General features: G+C 57.4%; 25 protein-coding genes and 3 tRNA genes. All 28 read left to right on the forward strand.

The window, feature by feature from the left end; all coding sequences use genetic code 11:
• Positions 1 to 5: 5 nt before the first annotated feature.
• A complete protein-coding gene (locus RhoBH5_RS28860) occupies positions 6 to 1,325 on the forward strand; it encodes a hypothetical protein (RefSeq protein ID WP_270009129.1) in 1,320 nt (439 codons plus the stop codon).
• A 2-nt stretch (positions 1,326 to 1,327) separates the two neighbouring features.
• On the forward strand, positions 1,328 to 1,996 hold the full coding sequence (locus RhoBH5_RS28865) for a DNA methylase (protein ID WP_270009130.1): 669 nt from the start codon (positions 1,328 to 1,330) through the stop codon (positions 1,994 to 1,996).
• Positions 1,997 to 2,067: 71 nt separating this feature from the next.
• Positions 2,068 to 2,268 carry a hypothetical protein gene (locus tag RhoBH5_RS28870; RefSeq protein ID WP_270009131.1) on the forward strand — a complete coding sequence of 67 codons (201 nt, stop codon included), beginning with the start codon at positions 2,068 to 2,070 and terminating at the stop codon, positions 2,266 to 2,268.
• A complete protein-coding gene (locus RhoBH5_RS28875; RefSeq protein ID WP_270009132.1) occupies positions 2,265 to 2,489 on the forward strand; it encodes a hypothetical protein in 225 nt (74 codons plus the stop codon). The genes RhoBH5_RS28870 and RhoBH5_RS28875 overlap by 4 nt, the downstream gene beginning before the upstream one ends.
• A complete protein-coding gene (locus tag RhoBH5_RS28880) occupies positions 2,486 to 2,782 on the forward strand; it encodes a hypothetical protein (RefSeq protein WP_270009133.1) in 297 nt (98 codons plus the stop codon). The genes RhoBH5_RS28875 and RhoBH5_RS28880 overlap by 4 nt, the downstream gene beginning before the upstream one ends.
• Before the next feature lie 91 nt (positions 2,783 to 2,873).
• Entirely contained in the window at positions 2,874 to 3,212 is a 339-nt protein-coding gene (locus RhoBH5_RS28885; protein ID WP_270009134.1) for a hypothetical protein, read from the forward strand.
• The gene (locus tag RhoBH5_RS28890) at positions 3,209 to 3,382 is read left to right on the forward strand and encodes a hypothetical protein (RefSeq protein WP_270009135.1); all 174 of its coding nucleotides are present in this window, start codon (positions 3,209 to 3,211) and stop codon (positions 3,380 to 3,382) included. The genes RhoBH5_RS28885 and RhoBH5_RS28890 overlap by 4 nt, the downstream gene beginning before the upstream one ends.
• Positions 3,383 to 3,551: 169 nt before the next feature.
• Positions 3,552 to 4,007, forward strand: a complete 456-nt coding sequence (locus tag RhoBH5_RS28895; RefSeq protein ID WP_270009136.1) for a hypothetical protein — start codon at positions 3,552 to 3,554, stop codon at positions 4,005 to 4,007.
• Positions 4,008 to 4,165: 158 nt separating this feature from the next.
• Positions 4,166 to 4,786: a metallophosphoesterase gene (locus RhoBH5_RS28900; RefSeq protein ID WP_270009137.1), complete on the forward strand. Its 621-nt coding sequence runs from the start codon at positions 4,166 to 4,168 to the stop codon at positions 4,784 to 4,786.
• Positions 4,787 to 4,806: 20 nt separating this feature from the next.
• Positions 4,807 to 5,085 (forward strand): helix-turn-helix domain-containing protein, encoded by a 279-nt coding sequence (locus RhoBH5_RS32765; protein ID WP_442972480.1) that lies wholly within the window; start codon positions 4,807 to 4,809, stop codon positions 5,083 to 5,085.
• A gap of 419 nt (positions 5,086 to 5,504) precedes the next feature.
• Positions 5,505 to 5,579: transfer RNA gene (locus tag RhoBH5_RS28905), tRNA-Ser, on the forward strand.
• A gap of 278 nt (positions 5,580 to 5,857) precedes the next feature.
• A tRNA-Met gene (locus RhoBH5_RS28910) sits at positions 5,858 to 5,930 on the forward strand.
• A gap of 71 nt (positions 5,931 to 6,001) precedes the next feature.
• Positions 6,002 to 6,091, forward strand: a tRNA-Leu gene (locus RhoBH5_RS28915).
• A gap of 60 nt (positions 6,092 to 6,151) precedes the next feature.
• Positions 6,152 to 7,111: a cutinase family protein gene (locus tag RhoBH5_RS28920; RefSeq protein WP_270009138.1), complete on the forward strand. Its 960-nt coding sequence runs from the start codon at positions 6,152 to 6,154 to the stop codon at positions 7,109 to 7,111.
• Between the two features lie 177 nt (positions 7,112 to 7,288).
• A complete protein-coding gene (locus tag RhoBH5_RS28925) occupies positions 7,289 to 7,735 on the forward strand; it encodes a hypothetical protein (protein WP_270009139.1) in 447 nt (148 codons plus the stop codon).
• Between the two features lie 195 nt (positions 7,736 to 7,930).
• Entirely contained in the window at positions 7,931 to 8,269 is a 339-nt protein-coding gene (locus tag RhoBH5_RS28930) for a hypothetical protein (RefSeq protein ID WP_270009140.1), read from the forward strand.
• A complete protein-coding gene (locus tag RhoBH5_RS28935) occupies positions 8,244 to 8,624 on the forward strand; it encodes a glutaredoxin domain-containing protein (RefSeq protein ID WP_270009141.1) in 381 nt (126 codons plus the stop codon). Before RhoBH5_RS28930 ends, RhoBH5_RS28935 begins: the two co-directional genes overlap by 26 nt.
• Before the next feature lie 1,581 nt (positions 8,625 to 10,205).
• Positions 10,206 to 11,309 (forward strand): hypothetical protein, encoded by a 1,104-nt coding sequence (locus RhoBH5_RS28940; protein ID WP_270009142.1) that lies wholly within the window; start codon positions 10,206 to 10,208, stop codon positions 11,307 to 11,309.
• Between the two features lie 52 nt (positions 11,310 to 11,361).
• Positions 11,362 to 11,550 carry a hypothetical protein gene (locus RhoBH5_RS28945; RefSeq protein WP_270009143.1) on the forward strand — a complete coding sequence of 63 codons (189 nt, stop codon included), beginning with the start codon at positions 11,362 to 11,364 and terminating at the stop codon, positions 11,548 to 11,550.
• Positions 11,543 to 11,812 (forward strand): DUF7213 family protein, encoded by a 270-nt coding sequence (locus RhoBH5_RS28950; protein WP_270009144.1) that lies wholly within the window; start codon positions 11,543 to 11,545, stop codon positions 11,810 to 11,812. The genes RhoBH5_RS28945 and RhoBH5_RS28950 overlap by 8 nt, the downstream gene beginning before the upstream one ends.
• A 394-nt stretch (positions 11,813 to 12,206) precedes the next feature.
• Positions 12,207 to 12,446, forward strand: coding sequence for a hypothetical protein (locus RhoBH5_RS28955; RefSeq protein WP_270009145.1), 240 nt, complete (start codon positions 12,207 to 12,209; stop codon positions 12,444 to 12,446).
• Positions 12,443 to 13,066: a glycosyltransferase gene (locus RhoBH5_RS28960; protein ID WP_270009146.1), complete on the forward strand. Its 624-nt coding sequence runs from the start codon at positions 12,443 to 12,445 to the stop codon at positions 13,064 to 13,066. The genes RhoBH5_RS28955 and RhoBH5_RS28960 overlap by 4 nt, the downstream gene beginning before the upstream one ends.
• An 18-nt stretch (positions 13,067 to 13,084) precedes the next feature.
• Positions 13,085 to 13,243 (forward strand): hypothetical protein, encoded by a 159-nt coding sequence (locus RhoBH5_RS28965; RefSeq protein WP_270009147.1) that lies wholly within the window; start codon positions 13,085 to 13,087, stop codon positions 13,241 to 13,243.
• A gap of 1 nt (position 13,244) precedes the next feature.
• Positions 13,245 to 13,865, forward strand: a complete 621-nt coding sequence (locus RhoBH5_RS28970) for a glycosyltransferase (protein ID WP_270009175.1) — start codon at positions 13,245 to 13,247, stop codon at positions 13,863 to 13,865.
• 101 nt (positions 13,866 to 13,966) lie between these two features.
• Complete coding sequence (locus RhoBH5_RS28975) at positions 13,967 to 14,446, forward strand: HNH endonuclease signature motif containing protein (RefSeq protein WP_270009148.1); 480 nt, start codon at positions 13,967 to 13,969, stop codon at positions 14,444 to 14,446.
• Positions 14,447 to 14,529: 83 nt separating this feature from the next.
• Positions 14,530 to 14,829 (forward strand): hypothetical protein, encoded by a 300-nt coding sequence (locus RhoBH5_RS28980; RefSeq protein WP_270009149.1) that lies wholly within the window; start codon positions 14,530 to 14,532, stop codon positions 14,827 to 14,829.
• A 709-nt stretch (positions 14,830 to 15,538) separates the two neighbouring features.
• A complete protein-coding gene (locus RhoBH5_RS28985; RefSeq protein ID WP_270009150.1) occupies positions 15,539 to 15,985 on the forward strand; it encodes a hypothetical protein in 447 nt (148 codons plus the stop codon).
• Between the two features lie 22 nt (positions 15,986 to 16,007).
• A complete protein-coding gene (locus RhoBH5_RS32770) occupies positions 16,008 to 16,295 on the forward strand; it encodes an HNH endonuclease (protein WP_442972481.1) in 288 nt (95 codons plus the stop codon).
• Positions 16,296 to 16,468 lie beyond the last annotated feature (173 nt).

A 16,468-nucleotide genomic window follows, 5' to 3' on the forward strand; every position in this document is an offset into this window, starting at 1 on the left:
AACACATGACCGAAAGTCGGATTGAGAAGCTCACACGAATCGGGCAGGAGATGGCGGCAGCAGTTGATGAGATGCGCGCTGAAGCCGTAGACCTCACGCCTGACCTCACCACCAAACTTGCAAACCGGCAGATTGAGGGTGAAGCAGCGTGGTGGCGAAGCGTCGGCCATGACCGCAGCGCCAGTCGTACTTTCGACTCGATGACCGGAGATTCGCAGCAGGCCGTGCGAACCGGGGTTGAGCGGGTCCTCGCGCATCTCCAATCCGCTGGCCGTCTGATCCCTGCCGGCGGTACGGCACTCACCGCCGAACAGGTGGAAGACGTGCGGACGGTGGTGTTCTCGAAGAGCGGCAGCGACACGTACCTCCTTACAGGTGAAACTGTCGACCGTCTCCGCGCCCTGTTCCCGGCAAGCGAACCCGCCGAGGAACGGCTTGCGCGGAACCCGGAAGCCCTCGCCGACCTCAAGGCTTACGCGGCGAACCCGGAATCGGTTGCCAAGGTGAGCTTGCGGGGCACCGCCCCTGCCGAACCCGCCGAGGAGGAGACGAAAGCGGAGGGGCCTGCATCTCATTGCTGGGACATGGAGTCGTACGCAGCCGGATCTAACGCAGGGTTCGACGAGGCGATGCGCCAGCAATCGGGCGTCGACATCGACGACGAGATCACCGAACCATGGTCGCGAACAGAGTTCGCGGTCATGAGCGAAGTCGGTGACCGGGTATTCGAGATCGACTGGGACCGTGGCGGTACCGAGGAGGCTCTCGACTGCATCGTCGGTGGCCGACTTGTCACCCGCGACGTTTACTACGGCGCTTGGCGGCTCGTCGACGCAGACCTCGCCCCCTCGCCGGTTGTCCCTGCCCCCACCGAAACCGGCACCAACCCTGCCGGTCTGACTGACAAGTACATCGTTCGCAGAGTTGACGGCTCAGATGCCGAGGGTGGCCGCAACTTTGGGCGCAGATACTTCGTCCTCTCGTACGACAGTGACCCCCACGCCCGAGCCGCCCTCGCCGCTTATGCCGCATCGTGCGACACCGACTATCCGGAACTAGCTGCCGATCTACGGGCCAGGTTGGGCGAGAACGAGCCTGTCGCGCCCACCGAAACCGGACCGTGGCCAACGTGGCAGGAAGTGCCCGAAGGCGTGAAGTACCGCGAAACACCCCGCCGTCAAATGTTCGGGCAGTGGTGGTGGGTGAATCGCAACGGCATTCGGCATCTAGCTGACATCTGCGGGGAAGAAGTGGCCACTGAGATCGTGAATCCTGTCGGACCTTTCTTGCCGGTCGCCCCGTTCGTTGCGGCCGAGGAGGGGTGAGCATGAGCCTCAAACTTCTCGACCTTTTCTCATGCGCTGGTGGCGCTGCCCGCGGATACCAAAACGCCGGCTTCCACGTCACAGGCGTCGACATCAACCCCCAACCCAACTACGCCGGAGACACATTCATCCAAGGTGACGCGCTCGAATACCTCGCCGCACACGGACACGAGTACGACGCCGTACACGGTTCCCCGCCATGCCAGGCATCATGCACCCTCATCAAAGGGAACCAGCGTGCAACTGCCGGCAACCACATCAACCTGATCCCCGCTACACGTGCGGCGTTCGCGGAACTCACGGTGCCGACGATCATCGAGAACGTCCAAGGCTCAGACCTCCGACGCGACCTCACCCTCTGCGGGGAAATGTTCGGGCTCGGCGTGATCCGGCACCGCTACTTCGAAGTCACAGGCTTCGAGGTCACGCAACCGGAGCATCGGAAGCATCGCGGAAGGGTCGCCGGATACCGGCACGGCGAATGGTTCGACGGCCCCTACTTCGCTGTGTACGGCGATGGTGGCGGCAAAGGCACTGTCGCGCAATGGCAGCAGGCGATGGGCATCGACTGGACTGATGTGCGCAAGGAGATCGCGGAGGCAATTCCGCCGGCGTACGCGGAGTTTGTGGGCCGTCAGTTGATGGCTCAGCTTGTGGGGGTGGCGGCGTGACTGGGGTGGATGTTGAGCACACGAAAGCGCAACTGTCAGATTGGCGTCGGCAGATGGAGCATCTGCGGTTCATGAGGATTCAGATCGCTCCGTCCCTGCCGTGGAAGCTACTCGCCAAAGCAGAGGCCCTGGTTGCGGCTGTCGAGCGAGTCCAAGCACTGCACACACCCGACGAGTTCGGGATGTGCGAAGGCTGCGGAGACAACGAACACGGATACGCCATCGTCCCTCACCCTTGCCCCACAATCCGAGAATTGGAGACACCATCATGAGCACAAAGATTTGGAACTGGGGCGACTTCGACAACGGGCATGACCCAATCGTTGAGTGCCCCGGCGAAGTTCATCAGCCCGGCATCACCATCGACAACCGATATGGCGACGACCTCAACATCCGATTCGATCAGCTCGACCCGCTCATCAAGCACCTCAAGGCATGCAAGCAATTCCTGTACGAGCGCGGACTCGACGAGCCAGGAGGGGAACAGCAATGAGCGAGAGAATCACCGACCTCGAAAGATTTGCACTCCAAGACATCATGCGACCGTACTGGCCGCTGCTAGCCAACCCGGGCTCCAGGTACCCACGTCTCACGCACTCACTTGACGAGGTGGCACGACTGCTCGACACCGGTCCGATTGAATGGCGAACTCCCGTCTTCGACCGTCTGTGGCGGATCGGTATTTGGTTCCCTGACTACATCGAACACAAGCTCGTTCACGTCGTTCGGGCTGGAATGAACAGGGCCGCAGCGAATGCCGCCAAGCCTTCTGAGGAGTCGTTGTGAGTGAGAACATCACCGATCCCGATGACGAGTTCTACAACGGATGCGACGAAGACTGCCGCGACGAATGCACAGCCGACCACCAGGGGGAATCGTGAGTGAGATCCGATCACAGGCCACACCCGCGAGAGACGAACTGGCCGAGAAGGTATTCGACCTACTTGTCACAGCCGAGAGTATGGGTGAGCAGCGCAGAAACGTCATCGCCCACGGAATCGCGATGGGCCTGGAAGACGCTGGTTGGTCGAAGCCTCGCACGGTGAACAGCGCGACCGAACTCGACGCGCTGCCAGTCGGGTCGGTTATCAGATCGGAAGACGTAACCGCACTCAAAGCCCGAAACGGTGCATGGCTGTGGGATGACGGCAACTACTGGGAGCCGCTAGCAGGGCGCGAAGTCAGTGACCTCTTCACTCCAGGGGATGCAGGATGAGACCGCAGATTCCGTATGACGAGATGCGGCGACTGTGCGGACTGCCCGACATGCAGACCCTGGACATGCTCGCAGGGATCCGCAAATACGGTCTGAATCACTTCCTCAACATCGGGATTCAGATGGGTGGTTCGATGACGTGCTGGTCCCGGCCGAAGCTACTCAAGTGACAATCGGCGGGAAGCCGCCGGGTTGGACTCCGCCGCCAAAGCCGCTGCGACCGAAACCTAAGCATGTGCCGCCGATGTGGGCGAACAACCCAGCCCGCACACGCAGAACCGCATACAAGCCAACCAGGCGGGTGAAGTAACTGCCCACACAAACCCGAAGGAGAAAACTGTGAATGAGGTTCAGCGGCTTGTCAATCAGACTCCAGATGTGATCGCGTTTCTGCGTTCGCAGGTTCCGTTTAAGCGTCAGCCGGCGGCGGATTCTGTTGGGTCTGATGGGGGGAAGCCTTCGTCGAAGCCGCCGTTGAATGTGGATGCGGTTGATGCTGCTGATGTGGAGTTGGCGGAGTTGGCTTTGTGGGCTGGTAGGTGTGGGGTGTTGTGGTCGGGGTTTGTGTGGCGGCGTCAGGGGCGGGTTGTTGGTGTGTTGTATGACGATTCGCGTCCTGTGCGGGGGATGGTTGATGGGTTTAATCGTTTGTGGGGTTCGGGTTGGGTTGAGCCGGTGGGGATGTTGGAGGGTTTGCAGGCTGTGAGGTTTGCGAGTTTGCGGTTGTGGCCTGAGTTGGATTCGTTGTTTGGTGTTGAGCCTGATGTGGGTGTGGTTGATCCGGTGCTGTTTTGAGAGGCGTGGTAGTCAGTGGATATTGAGGATGTGACGAGCAAGGCGATGGCGTTGACTTTGATTGAAGATGTGATCGCCAAGTTGGAGAACACGGAGCGAGCGCAGTACACGTTACACAGTGCGCGCCGGTTGAGGCGATGGATTTCTGAGGAGGTTGGGTGAGCGTTTACTTCACGTCAGACCTGCACATCGGGCACCAGAAAGTGGCGGAAGACCGAAACTTCAACACAACCGATGAGCACGATGAGCACATCTTGAACGCTTTGGTAGATCAGACTCGTGTCGGCGATCAGGTTTGGATCCTCGGAGACCTAACCGTGGGCGGCAGGGCAGCTGAGGAACGCGCTCTGGCGATGCTTGGTGCTGCGTTGATGGGCCGAAGCCTGCATCTCATCCCAGGTAACCATGATTCATGTCATCCGATGACGAACCGCAACAGCCACAATCGGATCAAGGCGTTCTATGAGGTGTTTGATTCGGTGCAGTTGTTTGCTCGTCGGCGGGTGGCTGGTGAGACGGTGTTGTTGTCGCACTTCCCGTATTGGGGTGATCACACTGACAAGGATCGTGGTGTGCAGTTCCGTTTGCGGGATGAATGGGAGTGGTTGCTGCACGGGCACACTCACAGCTATGAGCGTGGACCAGCGAGGGACAACTCGATTGTGTGGGACGACGGAGGGCGTTCGTATTATCCCAATCACAAGCAGATTCATGTTGGTTGGGATGCGTGGGGTCGGCTCGTGAGTCTCGATGATGTTGAGGCGATCATTACTGGTTGAGATCGGTTTAGGGGCGTGTGGTGGTTTGGCTCGATGAGTGGGATGCCCAAAGATTCATCAAACGGTCACCGCGCACCCTCCGCAGGTGGCGAACCAACAAACAAGTGCGGGCCGTGAACCGTGGCGGCAAATGGTTCTACGATAAGGATTCGTTGCGGCAGGCGCGGAAGGATGCTGTTGTGCGGCAGCGGGAGTCGCAGTTGGATATGCGGAATGTGCGGTTTTGTGAGATGGCTGGTCCGGGTCGGGGGGTTCGTAAAGCGGTGTGTCCGGTTGGTCAGTTAGTGTTGTGGGTGTAGTTGGTTGGTGTGGGTTTGGGAGCCTCAGATTGTATCGGGTCCCGGCGGCTGATCAACTGGTGTGGCGGGGATGTCTCCGGGATGTAAGTACCTTTTGGGCAGTCCTGTTTTGATGGTTTTGTTTCCGCCTTTAATAGCTGGGGATCCTCCTGGGATGCTTCAGCCGTCACCTCCTGGGTATGAGCCTGAAAAACTGCCTATTGGTTGTCGATCGTATTGGGGAGCCCGCATGTTTGCGGTGTTGCCTGAGTGTCGGCGTGCCCGGAGTTGCCCCTCTCCGTTATCAATTGGGGCCACAGCTTGGAGGTAGGCCCCAGCCCGGTTTGCGTGCATGAGTTCGCCGCATGTAGACCCCTGGGGTGTGAAACCTCAATGCCGAGACCGTCGACCGCTTGCCTCGGCACACAATTGAATAGATTCCCTCTGTAGCTCATGTCAGGTAGAGCAGCCGACTGCTAATCGGTGGGGCGCTGGTTCGAGTCCAGCCGGGGGAACTGGGGCGGTTCCCATCCGCCCGTCGTGGGCACCCGATAAGTCATTCCGCTTAGGCGGGTGCTGGGTGTCAAACACTTGGGAACGGGAAGCTCTTGCAGGGGCAAATGATCCGCGTCGGACTACAGCCCGTATGAAGGCCGACTTACCCACTCGTAGGCAACGCTGCAAACGGAAGCCTGGGGAACTATTCGGAAGCATTAGCGAGTGAATGTGCAGATCGAAAGGGCCGCGTCTATTCGATCGGCCGCCCATCCAGGGGCGGCTCCAACGCGGGCATAGCGGTGTGGAGCAGTTGGTAGCTCGCTGGGCTCATAACCCAGAAGTCGTGGGTTCAAGTCCCACCACCGCCACGAGTTCAGTCTTCATTGGCTGAATCTATCGAGGCTTCGGCATTGAGCCCGCGTACGCAAATCAGTGCCATGGGTGCGTAGCTCAGTGGCAGAGCAGCCGGCTAGGTCGGCAGGGGACGGCTCGGACCCGTCTATCGCAGGTTCGATTCCTGCCGCACCCCCAAAGCTCCCAACAGTGGGGCTGTCAGTCTTCTTTCGTGTGCCTCTCCCTCTAGTAGGTGATGCGCAGCAGGCCCACGATTGCCTCTGCCCTCGGCATGCAACGTGGGGCTGCACTCGTCAATCAATCAATCGCCTTCAACTTCGAATCTTGGTGCGCCATGCGTAAAACCGTATGCCTCTTCACAACAGCAGCCACACTCACACTCGCAACCCCACTCTTCGCCGCGGCAATCGCCAACGCCGAACCATGCGCGAGCACAATTGATGTGGCGGTAGACGGAACTGGCGCAGTTAACCACCCCAACTCGATCCCCTCGATTCATGCGCCGAACGCTGTTCATGTGCAGTATCCGGGGAGCATTTGGCCTCTCGGTCCGTACACCTATGATCAGTCGGTTGCTGCGGGTGTGGCGGAGACGAAGCGGGTTGTGATGGAGCAGCATTCGCGTTGCCCGCAATCAACTGTGCGGGTGATTGGTCATTCGCAGGGTTCTCGTGTTGCTGGTGATGCGATTGAGCAGTTGGCTGCTGAGGGTGATGTGAGTTTCATTGATGCCGAGTTGTATTCGGATCCGCGGCATAGGGGTAAGGGCATTGAGGTGATGGTGCCGCTTGGTCTTCCTGGGAACAGGTTTATGGGTGAGCGTGGTTCGTTTGGTGCTGCCGAGGTGGAGCAGGTGTGTGTCGCGGGCGACCCGATTTGTGATTTCCCGGATGTGGTTCGTGAGCCGTTGAAGGTGTTCGACATTGTTCCCGGCTACACCAATTTGCATGGCGCGTACCCGGTCGGTGTGGTCAATGAGGTTGATGTTCCTGCTGCGCCGACGCCGGTTGTGGTGTTGCCTGAACTGCCTGTTTTGCCGCCGTTGCCGAATTTGGTTGAGCCGTATGTTGCTCGGCCGTTGTCGGTGTATGTGCCGGTTGAGGTTCAGGGGTTTGTGCCGCGTGGGGTGTTGGATTGGACTCCTCCGCCGTTGCCTGTGCTGCCGCCGTTGCCTGTTATTCCCCAGCTGTTTTAGGAGTGGTTGTGTCCCGTGCACGGAGGAAGAATCCGAATAGGTTGACTGTCGCCCAGATAGAGTTGCGGATTGAGTTTGAGCGGAAGCTTCGATCTTCTCGGGACGAGGTTTGCCGCGATTGGCAGAGGATTCATGGCATGGCTCGCACTTGGTTCTCGAATGAGTTGAGGAGTGCGGGTGTCTGAGTTTCAAGGGTATGTGTTTCCTATCGATCCTTGGCTGCAGTCGGTCTATGACGGGACTATGGCGCAGTTCGGCAAAGTGAAGATCGAGTCGAAACTGGTTGGCTGCCCTGTGGTTATGGACTTCGAGGACGGACGCCGAAGCTCAGGCACGATCACTGGTGTTGGTGATGTGAAGTACGACCATGGCAAGTTGCTGTCGTATGTGTTGACGGTTGAGGAGTTTCCACGTTGTGCGCTGACGCCAGTTCGTAAGCGCACAGTGCATCGCGCTAGTCCTGGTTTGAGGAAGCCGCGGATGGTTGATGGTGTGGCGTTCGGGTGGGACCGCAGCCGAGGCATGTACAGCGAAGCGCTGTCGATGAATCTTCGGTCGATTGAAGATTGGCGTAAGTCGTTGGAGGAATACCGTTCCCAGTTTAATTGGCTCGGAGCTTTCTAATGCGGGCCTGGCTTGCTGCGGTTGTTGATCGCGGCTACGACAAGTTTTATGCGTACATGAAAGGTCGGATGGGGTTGTGACTTTGGTTGAGGTTGTGGCTGAGTTGCGGGCTGCTCGGTGTGCGGGTTGGTTGTCTGTGGTTGCGGTGTTGGAGCCGTTGGTTGATCGTTTGTTGGATGATTGGAGCAGCGCCGAATGAGTGATGGTTATGCGATTCGTCCGACAGATGAGGAACTTGCTGAGTGGACTAGTGGAACTGTTGCACAGGGTTTCCCGGAGTATTACGAGGACCGCCACTATGAACTTCCGGATGGCATGTTCGAGGAGCTAATCGAATCGCGGGCGGTGATCGCCGAATCAACAGAACGTTGGGCAAGATTGCATCAGCGCGTCATGAGATTTGGCAAAGAGTTGAACAAGGAGCGAGCCATCAGGCTTACGCTGGAAAGAGTGCTGGACGAGATGGATTCGGCTGACGTTGAAGCTGACTACTGGGCGTTCCGTATTCGTGAGGCTATGGATCTCACAACGTGATTGGGGTCATTTTCATGATCCTCCACATCATCTTCAAAGGCTTAGGAGCAAACCAATCCCAAACATAACCATCTACAGCAAAAAGAACTGCCCCGCATGCAAATTCACCATGAAGAAACTCGACAACAACGGCACCCCCTATGTGGTTGTGATGGTCGATGAGGATGCGGATGCGTTGGCTTTGATTCAGTCTTGGGGGTTTACGTCTGCCCCGGTGGTGGATGCTGGTGCCGCGGGTCGTTGGTCTGGGTATTCGCCGGATCGGTTGGATGGTTTGCGGGTTGGGCCTGTTGTGCGTGAGGTTCATCGGTTTGTTGGTGTTGAGGATCGTAGTTCCGTCGAAGACAAAGGCTGATCGTGGGACTAGTTGAGGGCCAGCAAGTGACTCTGCATATGAACGGGCGGACGATGACAGCGAGAGTGGCATATCGGAAGCCGTGGGACACCGCAGAAACGTTGACCTCGACTGGTCCGTATTGGCTTGAAGCGGAGGGCTTAAGTGCTTTGCAGGATAGGTGAATGGAAACAAACCCTAGACGCAGACGATGTCCGCGAGTTCGACCGCTACCTCGATGAGGGTGGTTCTATGGCGGGGTTGTGGGCTGAGTGTCGGAGTGTTGGTTTGGGTTTGAAGTTGACGGCGTTTAAGGATCATGAGCGGGGGCGCTGCCGCTGTGATCGCTGATGGTGCGCCCTACATCTTCGGCAAGGACTTCTCCTGCTGTGACAGCAGTCCTTGTGGCGAGCGGGCTGTGAAGCAGTCGACTCCTTGGCCTGGTGGATCCGTCAATGTCAATTGGGATGTTGTTGTGGGAGATGACGATGAGCCGAACGTGGAAAGACACCCGGGAACAGAAACGTGAACACTGGCAATCCACGTACACCCCATCGCTATTCAACAAACTGTGTCGGCAGTCCGCACGGAATCAGGCGCGCCGAGACTTTCAGCGGGGTAGGGAGCCGGCGCCGAAGTATTCGGTTGAGAAGTTGTGGTGGTGGTGACCATGATAGTGACATGTGAGGAGATCCGCGAACAAGCTACATGCCGAATCGCCATGGCGCTGCACCTGTTCGAAGGAAAGAGTGCATGGGATGGCAGTGTTGCGCAGTATTCGCGCTATCACCCTTCGGGCAGTCCCGCAATGAGTTAGGGGTTGGCGATGAGCAGAACGTGGCACCAACCGAAAACTGACACCATCATCGCCCGCACCCACTACTACGTGGACGATCACACCAAACTGAGATCCCAACTCCGAAGATTTGTTCAGGAGTTTCGAGGATCTGGGAGTTCGGATGTTGCGCCGCAGGATTGGCGTCGGCGCGTAGGGGAGTGGTTGACGTGAGTAGAACTTTCAAGACTGACCCGTTCTGGGTGAAACTCCAACACCCTGAACGCACAGGCATTCATCCCGTTGCCTGTCACGATCACAGCATCACTCCCTGCAATCTTCCATCCTCGCCTGCGGTGTCGTCGTATGTGTATGGCGATTGCCGGTGGGAGTGGAAGTACAGCGGTGTCAATGAGTGTGGTTGCCGGATGTGCACGAATTATTGGCAGCGGCGTTGGGATCGTAGGCGGTTCCGTAATCATGAGCGGCGTGTGACTCAGCGATGGCTCGACGAGTACGAAGAACACTCCGGTCTCTGTTGCCCAGTGTGCGGGGATCCTGAATGTCAGGGCAACGGTCCCCTCGAAGACAAATGGTATGTCGGCTGCTACGCGTAGGAGGTTGCTTTGACTGTCGGAGAGTTGTTCCTATTCATCGCAATCCTGCTGCTGCCGTCGCTAGTCACACTCATCATCTTGTACGGAGGAGACGGTCATCGTTGACCACTTCGCGGAATACGCAAACGAATCCCTTGAACTAGCCGAAGAGCAACTACCCGCAGCGGAAGAAGCCTTCAACCAGAACCACACAATCTAGGAGCTGAACCGATGGGCGCACTCGCCAACAAACTCAACCCAGCCAGTGCCCCCACCACAAACACGGACGGGCAGGCGCGCACCACAACAATCACCGGACCCCACGATGACAGCAGCTATGAGGGGATACTTAGCTCCTGCCGTGAACCGGTGACAGTGAAGTTCGCTGCGCCCCCGTCCGTCTACCGTAAGTTCAAGGATGACGGCAGTTTGGCGTTCACCACCTACCGCTACAAACTCGCCCCGAAACCCGATCAGCGGGACCTCGAACAGTTGATTGCGCGAGCTGCGAAAGCGCCGGCACATCAGCCAGATCAAAGCACTGGCGCGCACTGGTTTGTGTTTCAAGCCGGCGACCTCCAGATCGGCAAACGATCACGCGACGGCTCAACCGAACAAATCGTGGAACGCTACCTCGAATCCGTTGACGCAGCAGTCCAAGAGTTCAAGGATCTGAAACGGCACGGCATTGAGGGTGTTCAGATTTGCTTCCCCGGCGACTGCATCGAAGGCATCGTCTCTCAGGGCGGTAAAAATCAGTGGCTGACTGAGGACACGATCACTGAGCAGTTCAGGATTTTGCGGCGTCTGATGTTGCATACGGTGGAAGCGTTTGCGCCACTGACTGATCGGGTGTTCATGGATACGGTTAACGGTAATCATGATCAGGCTCAGCGTCAGTTGAATACGTATCCGGGTGATGGTTGGGCTACTGAGTCTGCGTTGGCTGTGAAGGATGCTTTGTTGTTGAATCGGTTGGCGTTTGGTCATGTTGAGGTTCGTGTGCCTGATAAGTGGGCGGGGTCTATGACTGTTCCGGTTGGTTCGACGTTGGTGACTGTGGCGCATGGGCATCAGTGGTCGCGGGGTAAGGGTATTGATTGGTTGGGTAAGCAGGATTTTGGGCGTCAGGATGCTCGTGGTGCGCAGGTTTTGCAGCATGGTCATGAGCATGAGTGGTCGGTGGGTTCGACTCGTGATGTGATGCGGGTGTGTTCGCCTACTTACGACGCGGGGTCTGATTGGTTTCGTGAGCGTGCTGGTGGGGATGGTCGGCGTGGCGGGTTGGCGTATTTGTTGCGTGCTGGCGAGGTTTCTCGTATGTCGTTGGTCTAGTCGTGTGGGTTGACTTGTCTATGTCAACTGTTTTGGGTTGACGGAGGTTCTGATGACTGAACATGAGCACCGCACTAGGGATGAACGCATTTACGCTGCCCGCGGCCTGCTGAAACTGAAGGCTGCCAAAGGTGTTGCTCCCAGCGCTCGACTGGTTCAGATCGCAGCCTGCCAGACGAGATATGAGGACGAGCCCAATCTGGTGTGCGCCGATTCCAAGTATGAGGTTCCCGATGACTGAACGGCTAGAGCAGGCATACGCCCAATTCGATGTCGCCCTGCGTGAACTTGTTGCCGCATCCGATGAGGCTTCTGGCACTGAGGATGGTTGGTTGGTGACTGATTATGTGACTGTGGTTGGGCAGCAGTTGTTTCGGGGTGGTCAGCGGGTTGATTCGTGTCCTTCGGTGTTGTTTCCGTTTGGGTCTCAGCCGTCTTGGGTGACGCATGGTTTGTTGGGTGCGGTTGATTCTTGTTTGGTTGATGTGGAGGCCGAAACATGAGTGGTTTCTCGTGGGATGAGTATCGGACTGGTTCTGATGGTGTGACTGAGGTTGTGCGCCGCGAGCTGCCGGAAGCGCCACGTAAGCGTGTGGTTGCTGATTTGCAGAGCATGGCGCGGGACTTGTTGCGGTTGGGCGGATGATGGGCCACTTCTCAAAACAGGAAGTAGAACGACAGAACGGCGGGAGACTCGAAGGAGTTAACTCGGTTGGCGAGGATGGAACGATCATCCCGTTGGAGCCTGGGTTTCCGCCGTATGTGATCAATGATTCTAGGGCGCAGAGGTTTGCGTCGGTGTTGGCGGTGATTAATCGTCCGCGGCCGATGTGGCATGAGGGTGAGGGTTGTTCGGTGAACTCCTGCTGCTGCGACCCAACCCCACTGGAGGTGTGAATGGCGCTGCACTTCCCGCTGATGATCAACGGGCACACAATCGGGCACTTCACGGCCGTACGGAAATCCGGCGGGATGGATCCTGACGACATGAACACATACGAGGTTGAGGTTCGCAAGCATCCACTTGGCGGGACGGTGTACGCACCCTACGGGGAAACGCATTCGTTCACGGTGGAGCATCGCTATGGAGACGGTGCGTGGACGCTGGTCCGGAAAGCACTGGAGAACATCGAGTGAAGGTCATTGTCGGGACATACCGCAAACAGCAATACATCCACAACTGCATCACCAGCCTCAAACAACACGTCACAGGCACAACCGAACTCGTATTCATAGACGACTCCGGCGACACCCAACACCACCAATGGCTCAAACAAACCTACAACAGCAAAGTCATCGACACCGGCCGGCAAGGCTACGGCGCCGCAATGCAAGCAGCGTGCGCGGAAGGTGCTACCGAAGATTATGCGTTGTGGCTTGAAGAGGACTTCACGTTCACGAAACATGTTGACCTCGACGAGTATGCGCAGCATCTCGATGATCATCCGTATTTGGCGCAGGTTGTGTTTCTGCGTCAGCCGTGGTTTCAGAATGAGGTCGCTGCGGGTGGTCTGATTGAGGCGTTGGAAGTGAACGGTCACGAGTTCACGTTGGTGGATGGGTTGTTGGAGCAGTCGGCAACGTTTTCGGGTAATCCTTCTGTGTGGCGGCGTGATGTGTTTGTGGATGGTTGGCCGGTGGGGGATTGGTCTGAGGATGCTAAGCGGGATCGTTTGTTGGGTCGGGGTTTTAGGTTTGCGTTTACGCCGGATGTGGTGGTTCATCATTGGGGTGTGCGTTCAGGATTCGGATACTAGACATTGGAAGTGGCGACCATGAGTGAACACAGTGCCGAGATACGTGAATTCGTGACGAGAGACCTCATCGCATACGGACTGACACCGGCGCGGGCGGAGGAACTCATCGCCCAGGCCGAGCAGTTCGGTACAGCACTCAAAGAACGAGCAGACCGTGTAGGAGGACTCATTGACTGATGTGACAGTGTGCATCCCCTACCGCGAAACACCAGACAGACAACCCGCATACGAACAAGTACACGACTGGTACACCAACCGCGGCTACACCACCATCACCGCAGACACCACACACCAACACTTCAACGTCGCAGCAGCACGCAACGAAGCAGTCCGAGCAGCCCGCCAAGGCATCCTCATCGTCGCAGACGCAGACACAATCCCCGACGAAACAGCCCTCAAACTTGCTGTGCAAACAGTGGATCGTTCGGTGGTGTATCCGTTCAACCGATACCAGTACCTCACCCCCGAATCAGTCCATGGTCCGCTCGAATCGGCAGTTGTTGAGCGGGAGTTCACGAACTCGGTTGGCGGCATGTTCGTCACTGACTGGGACACCTACTGGTTGTTGGGTGGGCAGGATGAACGGTTCAGGCGGTGGGGATTCGATGACAATGCCTGGTTCCTCGCGGCAGACACCCTTGCGTCGGTGCAACGCATCCCTGGGGTTGTGAGAGCTTTCGGGCATGCGGCTGAACGTGATGTGTCGCAGAGCAATCCGGGTCATTCGCGATTGCAGCTGTACAAGTTTGCGCATAAGAACCCAGATGTTATGAGGCAGTTGATTCCAATAATGGGGTGACTTGAAGAACCAGATCTGTTCAATTGAAGGCTGCGGGCACACAGTTCTCGCATTAGGCTATTGCTCAACACATTACGGCCTGGCAACATAGCGGCAGGGCCTTGCACGCTCCGATCAACAAACGCATTCCGGTGAAGGATCGGTTCTGGGCGAAGGTCGACAAGTCCGATAAGTGCTGGAACTGGACAGCGTCAACCGACCGTACTGGCTACGGCAAGTTCATGTTTGAAGGCAGACTGCAGCCTGCGCACAGGCTTTCATTCAGCCGGCTGAAGGGTGAGATACCTGACGGACTCGTGATCGACCATATGTGTTTCAACCGAGTGTGCGTGAACCCTGACCACTTGCGACTCGCAACCACCAAACAGAACAATGAGAACCGTTCTGGCGCCGACTCTGATAGTCGTTCCGGCATACGTGGCGTTTACTTTCAGAAGGGTTGGTGGTTCGCCCAGGTCTCTGAGGGCGGGGAAGTTGTGTTCAGAGAGAAGTTCAGAGCCAAGGAAGAAGCGGCTGTTGCTGCTGCGCAAGCAAGACTTCGTATGTTTACCCACACGCAAGAGCCTCTAGTGTCGGCTTGATCTAGTCAGCTGTTCTCCTTCGGGAGTGCCCACGGACTTCGGTCGCGGTGGGCTTTTCTTATACCCAAAACCAGGAGCAACCGTTGAATCCCACAACAGCATCAACCCTCGCCGCATACCGAGACGAACTCGAAGGCGCGAACTTCCCAGACGACATGGTCGCACATCTCGTGATGGACGCGGCCCGAGAACTGGTCGCCAATGAAGGGCTGACTGTCAAAGCCTCCGAGCTGGAGTGCGGCGAGAACGCGACGGGTGAACCGGAAGGCGTTCTACCCAAGGGAATCTTGGATGAGGTAATCAAAGCGGTAGGCGATATCAGCGCCATGATCCCAGGCGTTGAACCAGTAGGCGACTCCTCGTGGAAGTCTAGACCCAGGTAGGTGAACGCAATGGTGACAATCAGCTACGCCATAGTCGGACACCACCAACGCACCAAACAAGCACAAACCCTATCCGCCCAACTCGGCGGCTGCCCCATCGCACTAGACGACGGCACCATAGGCCAAGGAACAAACCACGACCGAGCATGGGTCCTCGCCACAACAACCCCCGCCGACTACTGCTGCGTACTCGAAGACGACGCCATACCCGTCACCAACTTCCACCAACAAACACAAGCAGCACTCGCAGTCGCACCAACACCCATCATCAGCCTCTACACCGGCACAAGCCGCCCACCCCAATACCAACAACGCATAGCCAACGCGCTCACAGCCGAAACACACTGGCTCACCTGCGAACAACTCATACACGCAGTAGCAGTAGCCATACGCACAGACCTCGTCCACGACATGCTCACCAACCTCGAATGCGCAAACATCCCAGCCGACTACCGAATCGGTACATGGGCACGCAACCAAGGCCACCTCATCTCATACAGCAACCCATCACTCGTAGAACACGACGACGGACCAACCCTCATCCAACACCAGGACGGGAAACCCAGAACCGAACCACGCAAAGCATGGCGGCTAGGTAGCCGGCGCAAATGGTCGGGATCTGTGACGGCGATGTGATTGTGCTGGTGAGGCAGGTATGTCCACCGGCGGGTGAACAACCACACCCCGCCACCTAATCCCCAGGAGACTGATGCCCACCCTCACCGTGTACAGCCCCACCCTCACAGCAGTAGCCACCATCCCCGAAGCGCAGCACTACACCCACAGCAACAGCGACTGGGACGGCAAGCGCTACAGCGCAGCTGAACTCATCGCCACAGGCAAACACGCGCCAGGAACGTATGCATCCTTCGGAGATCAAGACACCCGAAGCTGGTGGCACATCACCGCATGGACCTACACACCCAGCAATGCAGACGGACACAACGGCACACCACACGCCCCAACTGAAGGCCTCACTACCTACACACTCACACGTCTAGGTGACGAAGCAACCGCACTCGCAGACGCAATCCTCACCGACCGCAACACCAACCAAGCACACACCATCGACAACAACATCAGCTTCCGCGGACTCGGCGACATCAAACCCGACACCATCAAACGCATGAACAAAGCAATCCTCAACCAACACTAACTAACCCGAGGAGGTGAACCCCGTGGGCCACATCAAAGCCAACAGCAACGGCCACCAATGGAGAAAAGCAAAAAACACCATCCTCAAAACCCAAACCTACTGCCACCTATGCGGACACACCGTCAACAAACAACTCCCAGCAGGGCACCCCATGGCCCCAGAAATCGACCACATCATTCCCCTAGCCCGAGGGGGAGCGAAGACAGCCCTGAGCAACCTTGCTCTCACTCATAGGTCGTGCAACCTCCGCAAGTCGGACGGCACCAACCAAAGACCAAGGCAACCCTTGCCTACATCTCAGCGATGGTGACCCCCACCAACCGAGTTGCAAGCCCCTGACCAGCGGAAACGTCGAAACTGTCACATAACCCCAGGTCAGGAGCCTGCCCGGATGTGAGTAAGGCCCACCTAACCCCCGCCCCGGCCCCACGGCGACCCTCAGGCAAAGGGCCGTATATATATATGAACTCTATTTCCACACGT

Source organism: Rhodococcus sp. BH5 (assembly GCF_027583855.1).
Taxonomy (GTDB): domain Bacteria; phylum Actinomycetota; class Actinomycetes; order Mycobacteriales; family Mycobacteriaceae; genus Rhodococcus_F; species Rhodococcus_F qingshengii.